17 protein-coding genes are annotated in these 19,245 nt (G+C 60.6%); 6 read left to right on the forward strand and 11 right to left on the reverse strand.

Features of this window, described 5'->3' with window-relative positions; genetic code table 11:
* Positions 1-25: 25 nt before the first annotated feature.
* The 5 genes from QD336_RS17765 to QD336_RS17785 form a co-directional block, all read right to left on the reverse strand.
* A complete protein-coding gene (locus tag QD336_RS17765) occupies positions 26-190 on the reverse strand; it encodes a hypothetical protein (protein ID WP_499171543.1) in 165 nt (54 codons plus the stop codon).
* Between the two features lie 9 nt (positions 191-199).
* Positions 200-1,903, reverse strand: a complete 1,704-nt coding sequence (kdpA, locus tag QD336_RS17770) for a potassium-transporting ATPase subunit KdpA (RefSeq protein WP_499171544.1) — start codon at positions 1,901-1,903, stop codon at positions 200-202.
* A gap of 133 nt (positions 1,904-2,036) precedes the next feature.
* Positions 2,037-2,126: a K(+)-transporting ATPase subunit F gene (kdpF, locus tag QD336_RS17775; protein ID WP_006313429.1), complete on the reverse strand. Its 90-nt coding sequence runs from the start codon at positions 2,124-2,126 to the stop codon at positions 2,037-2,039.
* A gap of 316 nt (positions 2,127-2,442) precedes the next feature.
* Positions 2,443-3,396 (reverse strand): asparaginase, encoded by a 954-nt coding sequence (locus tag QD336_RS17780; protein ID WP_499171545.1) that lies wholly within the window; start codon positions 3,394-3,396, stop codon positions 2,443-2,445.
* Positions 3,393-4,850 (reverse strand): amino acid permease, encoded by a 1,458-nt coding sequence (locus QD336_RS17785; RefSeq protein WP_499171546.1) that lies wholly within the window; start codon positions 4,848-4,850, stop codon positions 3,393-3,395. Before QD336_RS17785 ends, QD336_RS17780 begins: the two co-directional genes overlap by 4 nt.
* A 270-nt stretch (positions 4,851-5,120) precedes the next feature.
* Between QD336_RS17785 and QD336_RS17790 the strand changes: the two genes are divergently transcribed.
* Positions 5,121-6,548 carry an aspartate ammonia-lyase gene (locus QD336_RS17790; RefSeq protein ID WP_499171547.1) on the forward strand — a complete coding sequence of 476 codons (1,428 nt, stop codon included), beginning with the start codon at positions 5,121-5,123 and terminating at the stop codon, positions 6,546-6,548.
* Here QD336_RS17790 and QD336_RS17795 read toward each other — a convergent pair.
* The 5 genes from QD336_RS17795 to QD336_RS17815 all read right to left on the reverse strand — a co-directional run bounded on the left by QD336_RS17795 (position 6,517) and on the right by QD336_RS17815 (position 12,937).
* Positions 6,517-7,233, reverse strand: a complete 717-nt coding sequence (locus QD336_RS17795; protein WP_269346540.1) for a FadR/GntR family transcriptional regulator — start codon at positions 7,231-7,233, stop codon at positions 6,517-6,519. The two genes, QD336_RS17790 and QD336_RS17795, sit on opposite strands and share 32 nt — an antisense overlap.
* A gap of 238 nt (positions 7,234-7,471) precedes the next feature.
* Positions 7,472-10,543 (reverse strand): efflux RND transporter permease subunit, encoded by a 3,072-nt coding sequence (locus tag QD336_RS17800; protein WP_499171548.1) that lies wholly within the window; start codon positions 10,541-10,543, stop codon positions 7,472-7,474.
* Positions 10,540-11,625 carry an efflux RND transporter periplasmic adaptor subunit gene (locus tag QD336_RS17805; RefSeq protein ID WP_269346537.1) on the reverse strand — a complete coding sequence of 362 codons (1,086 nt, stop codon included), beginning with the start codon at positions 11,623-11,625 and terminating at the stop codon, positions 10,540-10,542. Before QD336_RS17805 ends, QD336_RS17800 begins: the two co-directional genes overlap by 4 nt.
* Complete coding sequence (locus QD336_RS17810) at positions 11,625-12,701, reverse strand: efflux RND transporter periplasmic adaptor subunit (RefSeq protein WP_499171549.1); 1,077 nt, start codon at positions 12,699-12,701, stop codon at positions 11,625-11,627. Before QD336_RS17810 ends, QD336_RS17805 begins: the two co-directional genes overlap by 1 nt.
* Positions 12,702-12,727: 26 nt before the next feature.
* Positions 12,728-12,937 (reverse strand): hypothetical protein, encoded by a 210-nt coding sequence (locus tag QD336_RS17815; RefSeq protein WP_499171550.1) that lies wholly within the window; start codon positions 12,935-12,937, stop codon positions 12,728-12,730.
* Positions 12,938-13,004: 67 nt separating this feature from the next.
* On the opposite strand from QD336_RS17815, the gene QD336_RS17820 reads away from it, so the two are divergent.
* On the forward strand, positions 13,005-13,619 hold the full coding sequence (locus QD336_RS17820) for a TetR/AcrR family transcriptional regulator (RefSeq protein WP_499171551.1): 615 nt from the start codon (positions 13,005-13,007) through the stop codon (positions 13,617-13,619).
* A 38-nt stretch (positions 13,620-13,657) separates the two neighbouring features.
* Here QD336_RS17820 and hutC read toward each other — a convergent pair whose 3' ends face one another.
* Positions 13,658-14,398 (reverse strand): histidine utilization transcriptional repressor HutC, encoded by a 741-nt coding sequence (hutC, locus tag QD336_RS17825; RefSeq protein WP_269346531.1) that lies wholly within the window; start codon positions 14,396-14,398, stop codon positions 13,658-13,660.
* A 527-nt stretch (positions 14,399-14,925) separates the two neighbouring features.
* Here hutC and QD336_RS17830 point away from each other — a divergent pair.
* From QD336_RS17830 to QD336_RS17845, 4 genes are all read left to right on the forward strand, one after another.
* Positions 14,926-15,963, forward strand: a complete 1,038-nt coding sequence (locus tag QD336_RS17830; protein ID WP_499171553.1) for an ABC transporter substrate-binding protein — start codon at positions 14,926-14,928, stop codon at positions 15,961-15,963.
* 95 nt (positions 15,964-16,058) lie between these two features.
* Positions 16,059-16,916: an ABC transporter permease gene (locus tag QD336_RS17835; protein ID WP_269346527.1), complete on the forward strand. Its 858-nt coding sequence runs from the start codon at positions 16,059-16,061 to the stop codon at positions 16,914-16,916.
* Positions 16,909-17,742, forward strand: a complete 834-nt coding sequence (locus QD336_RS17840) for a quaternary amine ABC transporter ATP-binding protein (protein WP_499171554.1) — start codon at positions 16,909-16,911, stop codon at positions 17,740-17,742. Before QD336_RS17835 ends, QD336_RS17840 begins: the two co-directional genes overlap by 8 nt.
* Positions 17,735-19,237, forward strand: coding sequence for an HAL/PAL/TAL family ammonia-lyase (locus QD336_RS17845; RefSeq protein ID WP_499171555.1), 1,503 nt, complete (start codon positions 17,735-17,737; stop codon positions 19,235-19,237). Before QD336_RS17840 ends, QD336_RS17845 begins: the two co-directional genes overlap by 8 nt.
* Positions 19,238-19,245: the final 8 nt, after the last annotated feature.

The following is a 19,245-nucleotide window of genomic DNA, read 5'->3' on the forward strand; positions in this document are numbered from 1 at the left end:
AAACAGGGCGACCGATAAGGATCGATCAGCCCGTGATAACTTCGAGGGCGACGACGGCGGCGAACAGAGCCGCCATCATCGCAAGAATGAGATTGGAGGCGCACCAGCCGCCGGGCGTGGCGCTCCTCTTGCCGGGAGCGCCGTTGCGGGCGGGAACGATGCGGTTACGTCGGGACTTGCCGTCATTCATGGCATCACCTCAGAAGAGCTGGCCTGCCGCCATCACCAGATGTTCGGCAACGGGGCCAAGCGCCAGCGCAGGCAGGAAGGTGAGGCCACCGACAATCAGGATCGTGCCGACAAGCAGGCCAACGAAGAGCGGGCCATCGGTCGGGAAGGTGCCTGCCGATGCCGGAACGGTCTTCTTGGTGACCAGCGAGCCAGCAATGGCGAGTGCCGGGATGATGACCAGAAAACGCCCCATCAGCATGCCGAAACCAAGGGTGATGTTGTACCAGGTCGTATTACCCGTCAGACCGCCGAAAGCCGAGCCGTTATTGGCGGCCGCCGAAGTATAGGCATAGAGGATTTCGGAGAAGCCGTGCGGTCCGGCCGTGCCGATCGACGCCACCGCCGAGGGCAGAACCGTGGCCGTGGCGGTGAAGGCCAGCATGGCGAGCGGCAGGCAGAGAATGGCCAGAACCGCCATCTTCATTTCCTTGGCTTCGATCTTCTTGCCGAGATATTCCGGCGTGCGGCCGACCATCAGTCCCGCCACGAAAATGGCGATGACGATGAAGAGCAGAATGCCGTAGAAACCCGCGCCGACACCGCCGACGATCACCTCACCCAGCTGCATGTTGATGAGCGGGACGAGACCACCGAGCGCCGTGAAGCTGCCATGCATGGCATTGACTGCGCCACAGGATGCAGCCGTGGTGATGACGGCAAAGAGTGACGAAAGCGCCACGCCGAAGCGGACCTCCTTGCCCTCCATATTGCCACCAGCGAGCCCAAAGCCGTGCATCAGCGGGTTTCCGGCCGCTTCCGCCCAATAGGTGACGGCAACGCCGGCGATGAACAGCACGCCCATCGCGGCAAGGATCGCCCAGCCCTGACGCTGGTTGCCGACCATGCGACCGAAGACATTGGTGAAGGCGGCACCGATCGCGAAGATCGACACCATCTGGATCATGTTGGAAATGGCGTCCGGGTTCTCGAAGGGATGCGCGGAATTGGCGTTGAAGAAACCGCCACCATTGGTGCCGAGCATCTTGATCGCCAGCTGCGACGCCACGGGGCCGACGGCAATCGTCTGCTGCGCGCCTTCCAGCGTCTGCGCCGTGACATAGGCGCCGAGCGTTTGCGGCGCGCCGAGCCACACATAGACGAGTGTGAGAATAATGCAGAGCGGCAAGAGCACGTAGAGCGTGGAGCGGACCATATCCACCCAGAAATTACCGATCGCCTTGCCGGAGGCACGCGAAAAAGCGCGGATGAGACCGATGGCGATCGCCATGCCCGTGGCGGCCGAAACGAAATTCTGCACCGTGAGACCGGCCATCTGGGTCAGATAGGACAGGGTGCTTTCCCCGCCGTAATTCTGCCAGTTGGTATTGGTGACGAAGCTGACCGCGGTGTTGAAGGACAATTCAGGCCCGACGGCCGGCATCGCCTGCGGATTATAGGGCAGCACGGCCTGAAAGCGCATCAGCGCATAAAGCAGGGCGAAGCCGAGCAGGTTGAAGAGAAGCATGGAGAACGCATAGGTCGTCCAATGCTGTTCCTCGCGCTCGCTGGTGCCGGCAACGGCGTAGAGACCGCGCTCGACGGGTGCGAGAACCGGCGACAGCAGGGTGCGTTCGCCATTAAAGACACGCGCCATGTAGAAGCCGAGCGGCTTCACCAGCGCAAATACGATCCCGCAGAAAAGCAGGACCTGAAACCATCCATTGAGGGTCATGGTATTGAACTTTCAATAAAGCATCGGACCGAAAAGTGTCATACGGTTTTCGGATAATCCGATGCTCAGACAGAAAGAGAGAGCGGCGGATCCGATTCCGTTTATCTCCGCCACTCGAACCGCCGCTTCCCGATCAGAAGCGTTCGGGGCGAATGAGAGCATAGGTGAGATAGGCGGCGACAAAGACGGTGACGGCACCACTCAGGACATAATCGAATATCATCGCGGCCTCCATCTAAAGCCGGTCGCAGGCGCGCGTATAGGCAAAGCAGAGGGCGAAAAACACCGTCGCTGCGCCGATCAGAACAAGATCCATCATCGATGGGACTCCTTTTTCATCTGGGAGCCGGACAGGAAGAAAAGCGCCGTCATGTGGGACGTCGCTTTTCATTCTTTCTGGCTGAGAAGGGAACACCATCCCTTCCCGCACAGAAGAATGCACCCGAACCGCATAAAGGTTCGAGACGGCGACAGATGGAATAAAATAGGAATCCTATAGGAATTTTGGTGCCCGCGGAAACGGACACCCTTACCGCTTCCTAATGAGAGAGCGGCTCGCCAAAGGCGGATACGATGGTTTCCGCCGGGCTTTTGCCGGCGAGCAGCGCCGCCAGCAGAATACGGGCCTGCCCCGGCCGAAGTGTGGATGAATGCACGGCACCCGCCGCGACGAGATCATGTCCCCCGCCGCCGCCGCCATAACTTGCAACCAGCAGGCCTTCCGGCACACGGCTGGAAACCACGACCGGAACGCGGCGCTCTGCGCAGCGCTTTACCGCGTCAGCGATAAGCGGATTGGCATTGCCGGAACCGAGTGCGGCAAGCACGATACCTTTTGCGCCGGCCGCAAGGCTGGCATCGATATGGGTCGCGTCACAGCCGGGATGAATGGCGACGATATCGACCCTGATATCCGTGACGGGAGCAGCAAGCTTCGGCGCTGTGGCGTGGATAAGCGGCCGCGCCGAACGGAAGGCATCCGCCGCATCCGCACTCAGCTTGTAAAGCCCCCAGGCCGGCAGACAGCGACCACCGAAGGAAAGCAGCACACCCTGTTCGGCATTCCGCTGATCGAGCGCGGTTTCTATCGCCTTCGCCAGATTGGTCGGCCCATCCGCATCCTTGTGATCCGCCGTAAATTGCGCGCCGGTGAAAACAACGGGCTTGGCAAGGGCGTGCTGCAGATGCACCAGCAGCGACGATTCTTCCATCGCGTCGGTTCCATGCAGAATGACGATGCCCGCCACGGCGGGATCGCTGAGTTCGATGCCAACGGCATCGCTGATGCGCTGCATGTCGGCCAGGGTCAGGCTGGACGAATCCTTCGCCATCAGGTCGACCGGCTTCAGCCGGGCGTTGACATGCGGAACCAGCGCCAGCAGGTCCTCGCCGGAAAGGCTGGGGGTGCTGGCGCCATCGGCGCCACGCCGGCTGGCGATGGTGCCACCGGTGGCGATGACCGCCACCAGTGGAGCTTCGCCCTGCCCGCTCAATGCGATGCTCCTGCGCCCGCACGTTCGCCCGCAAGGCGATAGATACGGTCACGCAGCAGATACCAGCCGATGACCAGTGCCGGGATTATGACGAGCAGCGAGGCGATGGTCCAGGAGCCGACGGGATAATCGAAGGCCATCAGCACCAGCACGCCGAACAGGAAGATGAGCGTGAGAATGCCGGTATAGGGCGCGCCGAACATGCGGAAATCCGGACGCACGAGTTCACCGCGCTTGGAAAGCTGCCAGAGCTTCAGCTGGCAGAGCACGATGACGGCCCATGCGCAGATGATGCCGAGCGCCGAAAGGTTGAGCGCGATTTCGAAAGCGGCAGAAGGAACGACGGCGTTGAGAGCCACGCCGAGAACCGTGACGACGGCGGTGACAGCAATGCCGCCATAGGGCACGCCGTTCTTGTTCATCTTCGCAAGTGCGGCCGGCGCCGAGCCAGAAACCGCCATGGAGTGGAGAATGCGGCCAGTGGAATAAAGGCCGGCATTGAGCGAAGACAACACGGCGGTGAGAACAACGAGGTTCATGATCACGTCAGCGCCCTGCACGCCGATGGAGCCGAAGAAGGTCACGAACGGGCTCTCGCCGGCCTTGTAGGCGGTGTAGGGCAGAAGCAGCGCGAACAGCAGCACCGAACCGACGTAAAAAACCACGAGGCGCAGAACCACGGCGCGGATGGCGCGCGGCATGACCTTGCGCGGATCTTCGGTTTCGCCCGCAGCCGTGCCGATCAGCTCGATCGAGGCGTAAGCGAAGACGACACCCTGTATGATCACGAAGGCGGGAAGAATACCGTTCGGGAAGAAGCCGCCATTATCGGTGATGATGCTGAAACCGGTGACATGGCCTTCGATCGGCGTGCCGAAAATGACGAAATAAATACCGACGACGAGGAAGATCGCGAGTGCCAGCACCTTGATCAGGCTGAACCAGAATTCAAGTTCGCCGAAGACCTTCACCGACAGCATGTTCATCGCCAGCACGACCAGAAGTGCCGTCATCGCGAATACCCATTGGTCGATACCGGCGAGCCACGGAACATATTGCTTGAAGAAATTCATATAGAGCGCGACGGCGGTCACGTCCGCCACCGAGGTCATGGCCCAGTTCAGCCAATACATCCAGCCGGCCGCAAAGGCCATCTTCTCACCGTAGAATTCACGGGCATAGGAGACGAAGGAACCGGAGCTCGGGCGATGCATGATCAGCTCGCCAAGCGCGCGCAGCACCAGAAACGCGAAGAAACCGCAGAGCGCATAAACGAAAACCAGCGCCGGGCCAGCCTGCGCGAGACGCCCGCCCGCACCCAGAAAGAGACCCGTGCCGATGGCGCCACCGATGGCAATCATCTGGATTTGGCGCGGCTTCAGGGCTTTATGGTAACCGAGATCCTCTTCGATGAAGACCTCACGTTCGGCGGGTGCCGTTTTTCCAGAATGCATGGATTTATCCTCCCGATAAAACGCTTGTAATCGGCAATAAGCCGGAAATCAAAGTGGAACTGGCGTCGTCCCCAAGGCTGGAAATATGGCCAGCGAATGCATGCATGCTGTAAAGCTGCATGACAGATTTTCGCCCTCATAATGGCAGATAATGCCGTTCGTCAAGGGTATTCGATATGATTGACCTTCTCCCCCACCACGATTAAGGTCGAAAAATCTGTAAGACAGCTTTACAGATATTGCAACGCTTAAAAGCCAGTGGAGGAAAAAGTGAGCGTGACGCGCAGGGAGCATGATTTGCTCGGAACGAAGGAAATTCCGGCAGATGTCTATTGGGGCGTGCACACGGCACGCGCGGTGGAAAACTTCAAGATCACCGGGGTGACCATTGGCCACAACCCTTATCTCATCAGGGGACTGGCCTATGTGAAGGAGGCGGCCGCACGCGCAAATCACGAACTCGGCCTGCTGGACACGGAGCGTATGGAAGCAATCGCGGAAGCCTGCCGCGAAATTCGCGCCGGCGCGCTGCACGAGCAATTCGTGGTGGATGAAATTCAGGGCGGAGCCGGCACTTCCACCAATATGAACGCCAATGAGGTCATCGCCAACCGCGCGCTTGAACTGCTTGGCCACGAAAAAGGCGATTACGCCCGTCTTCACCCGAATGACCATGTCAATCTCAGCCAGTCGACCAATGACGCCTATCCGACGGCGGTCAATGTCGGCCTGATCGAATCAATCGACGATCTGGCGGCCTCCATGGGCGTGCTGAAGGAGGCCTTCGACCGCAAGGCGCAGGAATTTGCCGGTTTCATCAAGATCGGCCGCACGCAGCTGCAGGACGCCGTGCCGATGACGCTCGGCCAGGAATTCCGCACTTTTGTGGTGATGCTCGGCGAAGATCAGGCCCGCCTGATCGAATCCGCCGCGCTGCTGCACGAGATCAATCTCGGTGCCACCGCCATCGGCACAGGGCTCAATGCGCCGCGCGGTTACGCCGCGCTTGCCTGCCAGCATCTGGCTGAGCTGACCGAACGGCCGCTCGTGACAGCTGCCGACCTGATCGAAGCCACACAGGACCCCGGTGCCTTCGTGCATCTCTCCGGCGTGCTGAAACGCGTTGCCGTCAAGCTGTCGAAGACTTGCAACGACCTTCGCCTGCTCTCCTCCGGCCCGCGCGCCGGCATCGGCGAGATCACCCTGCCCTCGGTTCAGGCAGGGTCCAGCATCATGCCGGGCAAGATCAATCCGGTCATTCCCGAAGTGGTCAACCAGGTCGCCTATGCGGTGATCGGCAACGACATCACCATCACCATGGCCGCCGAAGCCGGGCAGCTGCAGCTGAACGCTTTCGAGCCCATCATCGTGCGGGCGTTGTCGCAGAGCATCAGCCAGCTGAGCGCCGCCTGCCGCACCCTGGCGGAACGCTGCGTCGAGGGCATCGTCGCAAATCCCGCCATCATGGCACAGCGTGTGGAGGAATCGATCGGTCTCGCCACCGCGCTTAATCCGCTGATCGGTTATTACGCGGCGACGGAAGTGGCGAAGGAAGCGCTTGCCAGCGGCCGCACCGTGCCGCAGGTGGTTCTGGAACGGGGGTATCTGACGGAAGCGCAATTGCAGCAGGCGCTGAGCCCGCGGCATCTTGCCAACCTGCCGGCCGTCACGGCTGGCGAAGCCGATCTTCGCCAATGATCGTCGTCACCACCTGCTTCACCTGGCCGAGGTGAATTTCCATCGCCTCACGCGCCTCGGGTGCTGAACTCCGCCGGATCGCCTCGACGATCCGGCGGTGCTCGAAATTCGAGGCTACACGGCGGCCCGCCATCAGGTTCACCATCTCGGACTGCTGGGAAAGGGCTTCGCGGGCATCTGCCACGACCTTGGCGAACAGCCCGTTGGCCGAAGCCTCCGCAATGGCGCAGTGAAATTGCCCGTCGAGCAGCACCCAGGGATGCGGCCTCTCTTCGGCCTCCATCCGGTCGCAAAGATCCAGAAGGGCCGCCAGTTGCGCATCCGTGCGCCTCAGCGCCGCCCAGCCGGCGGCCGGCACCTCAATGAAGGGGCGGGCCTCGATCAGATCGCGGGCGGAATAGGCTCCGTAATTCAGTTCGGAAGGCGGCGCCAGCGTCATCACATAGGTGCCGCTGCCGGTGCGGGTCTGCGTCAGGCCCAGCGTCTGAAGCGAGCGCAGTGCCTCGCGGATGATCGGCCGGCTGACGCCATATCGCACCGCCAGATGGGATTCGGCAGGCAACCGGGTACCGACCGCAAGCTGCCCCGAGGTGATGGCGGAGCGGATATCCTCGAACACCGCTTCCGCGGCATTCTTGCGATTGATCGGCTGTGCCTCCGCAAGCCAATCCGACAACCCGCCCATCTTCAAACCCTCCTGCACCCTAATGTGATCCGCAATATCGGCGCAAAATCCTGAAGAGTTTTACAAGGCGCGACATGCGGATTCGATACGCAAGATCATGCGACCGCCCATAAACGAAAGGACGGCCGCCGCTCTTACGGCTAAGCCGACCTTCCTAACATTATCCTGCCCATGGGAACAACGATGGCGGATATTTTTATGGGGAGTGAGGAAACCTGCCCTCACTCCATTTCCGCTGTCACGCCTTTACTTCCGCTCCCTCCGGCTTCTCATCCTCGCGCGGAATACGGAACCACGCGACATAGAGCGCCGGCAGGAAAAGCAGCGTCAGCGCCGTGCCGATCACGATACCGCCCATCATGGCATAAGCCATCGGACCCCAGAATACTTCCCGGGATATGGGAATGAGGGCAAGCGTGGCCGCCGCCGCCGTCAGCATGATCGGCCGCATGCGGTGCTCGGTCGCCTCAATGACGGCACGCCAGGCCGAGACCCCCTCGCTTCTCAGATGCTCGATCTGCACCACGAGGATGACCGAGTTGCGGATCAGGATGCCGATCAGCGCCAGCACGCCCAGAATGGCGACGAAGCCCATCGGCGCATTGGAAAAGAGCAGCGCCACCACCACGCCGATCAGCGCGGTCGGCGCTACGGCGAAGACCAGGAACAGCCGGCTGAAGCTTTGCAACTGGATCATCAGGATCGTCGCCATCGCAAACAGCATCAAGGGCACGACCGCAACGATCGGCGCTTGCGAATCCGCGCTGGATTCAACCGAGCCACCAATCTCAAGCTTGTAACCGACGGGAAGCATTTTCTCGAAGGCTTCGAGTTTCGGCTTCAACTGCTCCACAATCGTCGCGGGCTGGGTCGGGCCGATAATGGCAGCCTTGACGGTGACCGTCGGGATCCGGTCTCGGCGCCAGATGGTGGGCTGTTCCAGTTCGTAGCGGAAATTGGCAATCGCCGAGAGCGGCACGGCCTTGCCGTTGGTCGCGGGCAATTGCAGGTTCTGCAAGGTCTCGATGGAACCGCGTTCCGCCAGCTGCGCCCGCGCCACCACGTTGACGAGATAGATATCATCCCGAACCTGGGTGACAGTGGAGCCCTCGACGATGCTGTTCATGGCGTTGGCGATGTCTTCCGAGGAGACGCCGAGCTGGCGGGCCTTGTCCTGCAGAACATCGACCTTGACCACGCGCGTCGGCTCGTTCCAGTCCATGACCAGATTGGACAGCAGCCGGTGTTCGCCAACGATGCCCGACAATTCCTGGCCGAGTTCACGGACTTTCTGGATATCGGGACCGCTCAGGCGATATTGCACCGGTTTTCCGACCGGCGGGCCGATATCGAGCAATTTCACGAAGGCGTCAGTGCCGGTGAATGTACGGTCCAGATAATCCTGCAACTCGGCGCGCACCTTGTCGCGCACGTCCAGCCCCTTGGTGACAATGACCGTCTGGCCGAAGGTGACGTCAGGCGTCTGCACGTCGAAGGACAGGATGAAACGCGGCGCACCTTCACCGACATAGGTCGTCCAGTGATCGATATCCGGATTCTTGGCCAGCATGTCCTGCTCGAACTTGGCCATCTGCCGGTTGGTTTCAGCAATCGAACTGTTCTGCGGCAGGTTCCAGTCAACGATAAGTTCCACACGGTCTGATGACGGGAAGAACTGCTGCTGCACCAGGCTCATGCCGCCGATGGACAGGGCAAACAACGCAACCGTGGCGATGATCGTCACCCAACGCCAGCGCAGCGCCCGGCCGAGAAGCCAGGAAAAGGCGGAGGCAAAACGGCCCTTCTTCTCATGGTGCGATTTCATCGTCTTCGGCAGGATCGTCACGCCGAGCAGCGGCGTAAACAGCACCGCGACGATCCACGACACGATGAGTGAAACGGCGATCACGACAAAAAGCGTGAAGGTGAACTCACCCGCCGCGCTGTTGTTGAGACCGACGGGAATGAAGCCGGCAACGGTGACCAGCGTACCCGTGAGCATCGGGAAAGCGGTGGACGTGTAAACATAAGTCGCCGCTTTCCTGAGATCGTCTCCGACCTCAAGCCGCGCCACCATCATCTCGACCGCGATCATCGCATCGTCGACGAGAAGCCCGAGCGCGATGATGAGCGCACCCAGCGAGATACGTTGCAGCGAGATGCCGGTATATTCCATGTAGACGAAAGTGATCGCCAGCACGAGCGGAATGGAGACGGCAACCACCATGCCGGCCCTGAGGCCAAGGCTGATGAAGCTGATGACGAGAACGATGGCGATGGCCTCGAACAGAGCCGAGGTAAAGCCCGAGACCGCCTCATCGACCACGGCCGGCTGATCGGACACGCGGTGCACATCGACGCCGATCGGCAGATCCGCAACGACGCGCTTCATCTCCGCATCCAGCGCCTCACCGAAATGCAGTAGGTTCGCACCGGTTTTCATGCCGATCGCAAGGCCGATGGCCGGCTGGCCGTTAAAACGGAACAGCGAGGATGGTGGATCGGCATAACCGCGCCGGATCGTCGCCACTTCCGTCAGCGGGAAGAAGCGGTTGTTGACGCGCAGATTGATGGATCGCAGGCTGTCTTCCGAGGTGAACTGGCCGCTGACGCGCAACGCCACGCGCTCCGGCCCGGCATTAACGAAACCGGACTGGGTGACGGCGTTCTGCGATTGCAGCGTCTTGATGATCGATTGCTGATCGATGCCGAGCGCCGCGATCTGCCGCGTGGAAAATTCCAGATAGATCGCCTCATCCTGCGCGCCGATGACATCGACCTTGCCGATATTGTCGACGGTCAGCACCTTCGCACGCGCATCTTCCACCAGGTCGCGCAATTGCCGCTGGCTGAGGCCATCGCTGGTGAAGGCATAGATATTGCCATAGACATCGCCGAAACGGTCATTGAAGAAGGGGCCGACGACGCCCGAGGGAAACTCTCCCTTGATGTCGCCGATCATGTTGCGCACCCGAACCCAGGTGGGCTCGACATTGCGCGCCTTGGTTTCCGGCACCAGCTCCACGAAGATGGTCGTGCGGCCGGCCACCGTCTGGCTGCGCAGATAATCGAGATTGTCGAGTTCCTCGAGCTTCTTCTCGATCCTGTCGGTCACCTGGCGGGCCACTTCTTCCGCCGAAGCGCCCGGCCATTGCGCGCTGATCACCATGGTCTTGATGGTGAAGTTCGGATCTTCCTCACGGCCGAGGTTGAGATAAGAGAAAACGCCGGCGAGAAGGAAAACCAGCATGAAATACCAGATGAGCGAACGGTGTTCGAGCGCCCAGTCGGAAAGGTTGAATTTCTTCACTGACGGACCTCCTGATCGATCCTGATGGCTTGTCCATCCTTGAGCTTGTGAACACCGGCGCTGGCGACACGTTCGCCAGGCTTGACGCCGCCGGTGATGCGCACGCTGCCGCCCTCGGCGGGTTCGCCTTCTATCGTGACCGGGCGGTAGGTCACCGTCGCCGTATCTGTGTTGACGATCCAGACGCCCCAGCCATTCTCGGTTTTCAACAGTGCTGACGCGGGAAGCGTGATTTGCGGTTCGGAGGCGGCAAGCGCGAGCGCCGTGACGACGGAGCCCAGCCGGAAGGTCGGCGGGGCATCCTGCAAGCTGATTTTCGTGCGGCGGGTACGGGTTGCCGTTTCGGCTTCCGGAGCGATCTCGCGTACCACGCCGGTGGTGCGGATTTTCGGATCGAGCTGCAGGGCGATCTCGAAGGTGGAGCCGATTTCCAGCCGCTGTGCCGCAAATTGCGGAACATCCACCACCACGTCGCGCACTTCCGGGCGAGCGATGGTCACCACCGTCTGGCCGGCGGAAACGACCTGACCGATTTCACCTGATGTGGCGGTTACCACGCCGTCAAATTCCGCACGCAGCTGCGCATAACCCAGCTGCTCCTCGGCCTTGTCCAGATTGGCGCGGGCCTTGGCGACGGAAGCGTTGGCCGTGCGTGTGGCCTGCTCCGCCTCTTCAAGTGCCGCTTCCGTGCCGCTGCGGGCTTCTGCCAGCACACGCTGGCGCTGTTCGGTCGTCACCGCATTGGCGAGCTGCGCCTCTGCATTGGAAAGATCGGATTGCGCGCTTTTTACCGAAAGTTCCAGTGCTAACGGATCGATCGACGCCACAACGTCGCCTTTCTTCACCAGATCGGCCACATCGACATTGCGGGCGATGATGCGGCCGAGAACGCGAAAACCAAGATCGGTCTGAATGCGTGATTCCACCGTGCCCGTCAGCCGAAGCGCATCCGCCGACTTTTCCTCCACGACAACGGAGAGCACCGGGCGTGGCGCTTCAGCGGCCGCTTCCTGCTTTTCCTGGCAGGACGAGAGCGCAATGGCCGGAATGAGCAAAAACAAGCTTCTGTTTATCCTGAACATTATTTTGCCTGCCCCTTTTCATAGGCGACCTTTTCACCGGTGCGGAGAAATTTGGTACCGACAGTGACGACGAGATCACCGGGATTGAGCCCTTCCGTGACAACGAATTGACCGGTCTCATAATCGGCGACCTGAACCGGGCGCATCGCGACTTCCGAGGACCGTGGATCGACCAGCCAGACGGCGGGGAGACCATCCTGAGAGGTCATTGCCGACCACGGAAGCTCGATCGCATCGACCTGCTTGAAGCGAAAATGGCCGGATACGGGCGCGCCGAGCGGCATGGTCATGTTGCCGTTCAGCCCGACCTTGACCCGGATCGTTCCATTATCCGGATCGATCGTCGGGGAAATTTCGCGCACCGGCGCCGCAACGGTTTGGCCAGGATCCGAAAGGAGACTGACATTGACGATATTGTCGATATCGCGCTCGAGAAAGAGGGATTCGTAGACATCGAAGACCGCATCGCGTGGCCCGTCATGCGCCAGCGTGAAGACGAGCTGGGCGGCCTGTGCCACCTGGCCAACCTCGACATTGCGCGCCGTGATCACGCCATCCGCATCGGCTTTGAGCTCGGTATAGGACAGCGCATCGCGCGCCGTATCGAGCTGCGCCTGCGCCGATCTCACCGCCCCTTGTGTGGTGAGCAGGGTTTCCTGGGCCTTGTCGACCGCCGAGCGCGAGGTCACCTGCGTCCTGAACAGGCTCTGCTGGCGGTCGAACGTAAGCTGCGCCTGCGTCTGCTGCGCTTCGGCCGATTGCAGGTTAGCCAGGGCAACATCGATGTCGGCCTTCTGTTCTTCGGGGTCGATGCGGGCGAGCAATTGCCCAGTCTTCACCCGCGCCCCCACATCCACCAGCCGCTCGGTTATCTTGCCGCTGACCCGGAACGACAGATCCGTCTGGACCCTTGCCCGCACTTCTCCGGTTATGACGCTGCCGCGATCGACGGGCTTTTTCTGGACCGCCACCACATCGACGGTGCGAAGCGGCTTTTCGGCGGGCGGTTCTTCATTACTGCAGGACGACAGGGCGAAAATGCCGCCAAGCGCCGCCGCGATAAGGATGGTTTTCATGGTGACCTCTTGATCTTCGCCTCATCCTATAATATTTGACTAACCGAATAGTCAATGAAATTCTCATGCCGCTGATTGGGGATTTGGCCGGATATCGGGCCAGCTTCCCGAATGATCATTTCCCGTCGTCCGGCACGTCCCTGCGGGCGCATCGGCGATGTTCCGGCATATTGAACCATGCGTGCGCCTTCACAAAAATCCATTCCGGTTTTTGCGCCGGTGCTATAGGCAACCATCACTCGTTTCCGCCAATCGCGACGGACAAAAGGGGCACGCGCCAAAAACAAAGAAGGATCCGGGGCCATGGCGAAAGAAAAACTGACACGCGCTGAACAGAAGATACAACGTCCGCTGCAAATTCTCGACGCCGCATTCGAGGAATTCACCAAAAGGGGATTCACGGCGACGCGGGTGGAGGACATCGCCGAACGGGTGGGAGTGACCAAGGGCACGGTCTATGTCTATTTCGAGACCAAGGAGGCGCTATTCGAGGCGATGGTCAAACATGCCTCGTTGCCGTTTCAGGAGGCCTTCAAGGCCTATACGCATAAATCCGACGATCCCGTCGAGGAGCTTCGCTCGCTGCTCGAATTCCTGTTCGACGCCTTGGTCGACAACCGAAAAATGCGCGAACTGTTCCGCCTGATCGTCGCGGAAGGCGCAAAATTCCCTGAACTCATCGACCAGCACCATGACACGCTGATGGTGCCGGTCTTCGCGCGCATCGATACGATCCTGGATGAGGGCGTGGCGAAGAAAAGATTCAGGGCCAACCCCCCTGAACTCGCCAAGGTGGTGATGTCCCCCATGGTGGGAACATTGGTGTTCCGGCTGATCTTCGATGACCGGCGCAGCCTGGACAGGCGGGCCGTCCTGTCGATTCATCTGGATCTGATCATGCGCGGGCTACTGGCCTGATCGTCAAAGGCGCCGCAGCATTTTAGCAAGACTAAGGGCTATTCCTGGCTTTCGAGCCGGTATCGCGAACCGGGATATAACAGCCGCACGGATGTGACGGCACGGCTTGCCGACCAGGTTCGGCGGCGCACGAGAAGGCAAGGCTCGTTCCGGCTGATGGCCATCAATTTACATTCCCATGGCTGGGGCGATGCGGCCTCGATGAATTGCTCCGTCCGGGAAATGGGTGCCGCCGCCGTCAGATAGGCATTCGGCGTGAGCGTATTGAAATCCTGCATCAGATAATCCGGCGCAATCTCCGCATTAACGAAACGATCCTCCAATTGGATCGGCACATCATCCTCATGGTGGACGATGATGGAATGAAACACCTTCGCTCCCACAGCGATCTCCAGCGCGGTTGCGAGATCCGGCCCGCAGACCTCCGTCTGAGCCAAAATCAGGCTCGGCCGATGCGTCGAACCGCGCTCCTTGATCTCGTCAGCGATGTTTCGCACGCCCATCATGCCGGCGCTTCGCTTTTTCGGGGCGACGAAGGATCCGCGCCCCTGCACGCGCACGATCACACCCTCGGTTGCCAGTTCCCGCAGGGCACGGTTTGCCGTCATGCGGCTGACACCCAGCATGTCGACCATCTCGTTTTCAGAAGGTATCCTGTGGTTCGTCAACCACTCTCCGCTGGCGATCTTTTCCTTGATCTGTTCTTTCACACGCTCATAGAGCGGCAGGGAGGAGCGATCACCCGGGACAGAAAACTCGCTTTCGGTGACGGGCAGCATTGAAACTCCTAAAAATCGGGCGACTGCACAAAACGCAGCCAGAATCCGTACGAGCACAAAATTATCACATCCTATCTTGCTTGTCTTTTGTAAATGTGTGAAGTTACATATACAACTTGAGGGAAAAATAATGGCGAGCGAGGACACGATCTCTAGCAGCCGCAAGTCAGCCGCCGGCGTTCGAGGCGAGAGCCGCATGCCCACCCGGCACCATGGCGGGAACCACCCTGGCAAAGCTGCCGCCGCATGGGCGACCAAACCAGTTCGTTGCCCACCGCAAGATCATTCTTCCCAAAACCAGCCCACCGCATGCGCCGCGGCCACAATATTTCCAAAGCATCCGCGCCATGCGAATATTTCAAAGTTGTATAGTGAACTTTCAACAAGCCGATTTACGGCGAGCATCGACTTCCACAGCGATTCGATGACAACCGGCCCCAAGGCTTATCACTTGAACGGAGCGCCCGGCCGAACCTGAAAAACGCATGCCAGCAAGTTGCCAATCATCAAACCAAAAGGGGAATGCAATGCTGAATTCAAAACTGAAAATCGCGCTGGCCACGACCGCGCTTGTCATGGGAGCATATGCCGGCGCCGCCAGGGCGGAAGGCTATTGCAGCGCCGGAAAGACCATCACCTTCGCCGGTATCGACTGGGAAAGCGGCGCCTTCATCACCGAGGTCATGAAGGAAATCCTGTCCAAGGGCTATGATTGCAAGGTCGATTCCATCCCCGGCAATTCCGTGACGCTCGAACAGGCGACCGCCAATAACGACGTGCAGATCTTCGCCGAAGAATGGATTGGCCGTTCCGATGTCTGGAACAAGGCCGCCGAAGCCGGCCAGGTGAAGTCGGTCGGCAAGACCTTTGTCGGCGCCGCCGAAGGCTGGTTCGTGCCGGAATATCTGGTCAAGGGCGACCCCGCAAAAGGCATCGAAGCGAAGGCTCCCGATCTGAAGAGCGTCGACCAGCTTTCCGATCCGAAGATCGTCGAATTGTTCAAGGACCCGGAAGAGCCGACCAAGGGTCGGTTCCTCAACTGCCCGTCGGGCTGGACCTGCGAAGGCGTCAACACCGCCAAGCTTCAGGCCTACAAGCTCGAAGGAAACTATGTGAACTTCCGTCCCGGCACCGGCACCGCGCTTGATGCCGCAATTGCCGCCGGCTACCTTCAGGGCGAGCCGATGCTGTTCTATTACTGGAGCCCGACGGCGATCATGGGCAAATACAAGCTCATCCAGCTGCAGGAGCCCGCCTATAGCAACGCCTGCTGGAAGGAACTGACAAGCGCGGACGGAAAGCGCGATGCCGGCTGCGCATTCCCCTCCGTCGAGGTGGCCTATGGCGTGAACAGCACCTTTGCGAAGGACGCGCCGGAAATCATGGCGATCCTTGAAAAGGCGACTTTCCCGCTGGCGGAAATCAACGCCAGCCTGGCCTATATGACGGACAAGCAGGTCGATGCGACCGCCGCTGCCAAGACCTTCCTGCAGACCAAGGCCGATATCTGGGGTGGCTGGGTTTCGGCCGACGCCAAGGCGCGTATCGAAGCCGCCGTCAAGTAAGGATGGCAGGCGCGCCGGGCTTCCGGCGCGCATTTTCCCGTCAGGACAGGGGTCGGCTCCGCAGATCGGAGTCGGCAGGCGCGAGGACTACACCGATGTTTCCTGAAGTTTTCCATATTTCCATCCGCGGCCCGATCAATGAAATCGTGCGCTCGCTGGTGGTGAACTACGGCTACGTTTTCAAGGCGATCTCGCAGACGATCCTGCAGGCGATCCTCTTCGTGGAATGGGCCCTGCGCGGGCTGCCGTGGTGGGCCATTTTTCTGGTCTTTCTGATGCTCGCCTGGTTTGCCGCGAAAAAGATTTCGCTGGTCATCATGGTCGCCGTCATGCTGTTCATCGTTGGCGCGCTCGGTCTCTGGGACCTGACGATGCAGACACTGGCGCTGATGCTGATTGCCAGCCTCATCTCCATCGTCATCGGCGTGCCCATGGGCATCCTGCTTGCGAAAAGCGAATGGGCGCGGCGCATCACCCTGCCGATCCTCGATGTCATGCAGACCATGCCGAGCTTCGTTTATCTCATCCCCGCCATCATGCTGTTCGGCCTCGGCAAGGTTCCGGCCGTGCTTGCCACCATCATTTATGCCGTGCCGCCGCTGATCCGCCTGACCGATCTCGGCATCCGGCAGGTGGACCGGGAAGTGGTGGAGGCGGCGACCGCTTTCGGTGGCAGCCCGAGACAGATCCTTTTCGGTGTCGAATTGCCGCTTGCCACACCGACCATCATGGCCGGTCTCAACCAGACGATCATGATGGCACTCTCCATGGTCGTCGTCGCCTCGATGATCGGCGCGCGCGGCCTTGGCGAGCAGGTGCTGAACGGCATCCAGACGCTCGATGTCGGCAAGGGTCTGGAAGCAGGTCTCGGCATCGTTATTCTCGCAATCGTGCTCGATCGCATCACCCAGGGTTTTGGCCGATCCAGCCGGAAGGAAATGGGCAATGACTGATATCCATATCCGCAACGTGTCCAAGATATTCGGCGGCAACTGGAAAGCTGCGCTGAGCATGGCCCAGCAGGGCGCAGAGAAAAGCAAAATCCTGGCAAAGACGGGATGCAGTGTCGGCCTCGACAATGTCAGCCTCGACATCGAAGCCGGCCGCATTTTCGTGATCATGGGTCTTTCCGGCTCCGGCAAGTCGACGCTGGTGCGCCACATCAACCGCCTGATCGAACCGACAAGCGGCGAGATTCTCGTCGGTGGAGACAATGTTCTCGCCCTCAAGGCGAAGGAGCTGCGGGATTTCCGCAACCGTCGCGTCAGCATGGTATTCCAGAATTTCGGCCTGATGCCGCACCGCACCGTGTTGCAGAACGTGGTTTATGGCCAGCGCGTACGCGGGCTGACCAAGGCGGATGCACGGCCCATCGGCATGAAGTGGATCGAGACCGTTGGACTTTCGGGCTATGAGGACAAGTTTCCGCACCAGCTTTCCGGCGGCATGAAACAGCGTGTCGGTCTCGCCCGGGCGCTCGCAGCCGATACCGATGTCATCCTGATGGACGAGGCCTTTTCGGCGCTCGACCCGTTGATCCGCGCCGACATGCAGGACCAGCTGCTGCAGCTTGAAAAGAACCTGCACAAGACCATCGTCTTCATTACCCACGATCTCGACGAGGCGCTTCGTATCGGTGCGCAGATCGCGATCCTGAAGGATGGCAAGCTGGTTCAGGTCGGAACCCCGGACCAGATCCTCAACAGCCCCGCAAACGACTACGTCGCCCGTTTCGTGGAACGCCGCGCGGGTGCGGCGGGAGAAAGCCAGCATGGCTGAGACAATCACCATCGATCGCCCTCTCACCTGGCAGCAGATCGCCGCTGTCGCAAAGGGTGCGACGCTTCACCTGTCGGATGATGCCTGGCAACGCATTGCCCGCGCGCGCGCCATCGTTGATGCGCTCGTCGAAAAGCGCGTGCGCGGTTATGGCATCAATACCGGTGTGGGTGCGCTCTGCGATGTGATCGTGGATATTCCCCAGCAGCAGGCGCTCTCCCGCAACATCCTGCTCAGCCATTCCTGCGGCGTCGGAGAGCCGCTCGGACGCGAAGAAACACGCGCCATCATGGCCGCCCAGATCAACAACTTCGCGCATGGTTATTCCGGCGTGCAGGTGGAGACAGTGAAAACGCTGCTGGCCCTGCTGAACTGCGATATCCTTCCCCTCATCCCCTCGAAGGGTTCGGTGGGTTATCTCACCCATGCCGCAGCCATTGGCCTTGTGCTGATCGGCGAAGGCCGGGCCCACCACCGGGGCGAATTGATCAGCGGCAGGCAGGGGCTTGAAGCGCTTGGCCTGGCACCCATGGTTCTGCGGGCGAAAGAAGGCCTCAGCCTCGTCAACGGCACACCCTGCGCCACGGGCCTTGCCAGCCTCGCGCTTGCCCGCACCACCCGCCTGCTTGACTGGGCCGATGCGGCAGCGGCCATGAGCTATGAAAATCTGGGCGCACAGGCAGACCCCTTCGCTGCGGGACCGCTCGCCTTGCGTATCTCGCCCGGCATCCAGGCCGTCGGCGAAAACCTGCGCCGTCTTTTGGCGGCAAGCCCGCTTCTCGCCCGGTCGGCCGGTTCCCGCACGCAGGATCCGCTGAGCCTGCGCGCCGTGCCGCAGGTGCATGGCGCCGTACGCGACAGCGTGGCGCAGATCGCCGACGTCGTGAACCGAGAACTCGCAAGCGTCACCGACAACCCTGTCGTCGCCGGCACATCGGAGGCGCCTGAAGTCCACTCCCAGGCCCATGCCGTGGGTGCAGCCCTTGGCCTCGCCATGGATGGGCTGGCAACGGCGACGGCCGAACTTGCGGCGATTTCCGAGCGTCGCATCGACCGGCTCGTCAATCCACTCGTGAGCGGTCTACCGGCCTTTCTCGCGGATGGTGACGGTGTCTGCTCCGGTTTCATGATCATCCAGTATACCGCTGCAGCGCTTGCCGCGGAAAACCGCCGCCTCGCTGCGCCCGCCAGCCTCGATGGCGGCATCACCTCCGCATTGCAGGAGGATATATTGACGCACGCCACAGCCGCTGCCGACAAGACGCTTTCGATTATCGGCAATCTGGAAACCATTCTCGCGATCGAGATCATGTGTGCGGCACAGGCTTACGATATGCAGCCCGACCGGGATGGCCGAGCACCCGGCACGGATGCGCTCTACCGGCGTGTTCGGATGACGGTGCCGTTCTACCGTGACGACCGTCCGCTCAACGATATGGTGACCGCCGTTCGTGACCTGCTGCAAGAAACCCGTGCGACTGAAGCCTTCAACTGAAGGCATCA

The sequence above is a fragment of the Rhizobium sp. BR 250 genome (assembly GCF_047445855.1).
In the GTDB taxonomy this organism is placed as follows: Bacteria; Pseudomonadota; Alphaproteobacteria; order Rhizobiales; family Rhizobiaceae; genus Agrobacterium; species Agrobacterium tumefaciens_I.

Coding starts and splice junctions, on each gene's coding strand:
- QD336_RS17795 (WP_269346540.1), bottom strand. CDS start 7,233: ATGGGCGGGTTGTCGGATTGGCTTGCGGAGGCACAGCCGATCAATCGC.
- QD336_RS17810 (WP_499171549.1), bottom strand. CDS start 12,701: ATGAAAACCATCCTTATCGCGGCGGCGCTTGGCGGCATTTTCGCCCTG.
- kdpF (WP_006313429.1), bottom strand. CDS start 2,126: ATGATATTCGATTATGTCCTGAGTGGTGCCGTCACCGTCTTTGTCGCC.
- QD336_RS17815 (WP_499171550.1), bottom strand. CDS start 12,937: ATGGTTGCCTATAGCACCGGCGCAAAAACCGGAATGGATTTTTGTGAA.
- QD336_RS17785 (WP_499171546.1), bottom strand. CDS start 4,850: ATGCATTCTGGAAAAACGGCACCCGCCGAACGTGAGGTCTTCATCGAA.
- QD336_RS17820 (WP_499171551.1), top strand. CDS start 13,005: ATGGCGAAAGAAAAACTGACACGCGCTGAACAGAAGATACAACGTCCG.
- QD336_RS17845 (WP_499171555.1), top strand. CDS start 17,735: ATGGCTGAGACAATCACCATCGATCGCCCTCTCACCTGGCAGCAGATC.
- hutC (WP_269346531.1), bottom strand. CDS start 14,398: ATGCTGCCCGTCACCGAAAGCGAGTTTTCTGTCCCGGGTGATCGCTCC.
- kdpA (WP_499171544.1), bottom strand. CDS start 1,903: ATGACCCTCAATGGATGGTTTCAGGTCCTGCTTTTCTGCGGGATCGTA.
- QD336_RS17805 (WP_269346537.1), bottom strand. CDS start 11,625: ATGTTCAGGATAAACAGAAGCTTGTTTTTGCTCATTCCGGCCATTGCG.
- QD336_RS17840 (WP_499171554.1), top strand. CDS start 16,909: ATGACTGATATCCATATCCGCAACGTGTCCAAGATATTCGGCGGCAAC.
- QD336_RS17830 (WP_499171553.1), top strand. CDS start 14,926: ATGCTGAATTCAAAACTGAAAATCGCGCTGGCCACGACCGCGCTTGTC.
- QD336_RS17835 (WP_269346527.1), top strand. CDS start 16,059: ATGTTTCCTGAAGTTTTCCATATTTCCATCCGCGGCCCGATCAATGAA.
- QD336_RS17765 (WP_499171543.1), bottom strand. CDS start 190: ATGAATGACGGCAAGTCCCGACGTAACCGCATCGTTCCCGCCCGCAAC.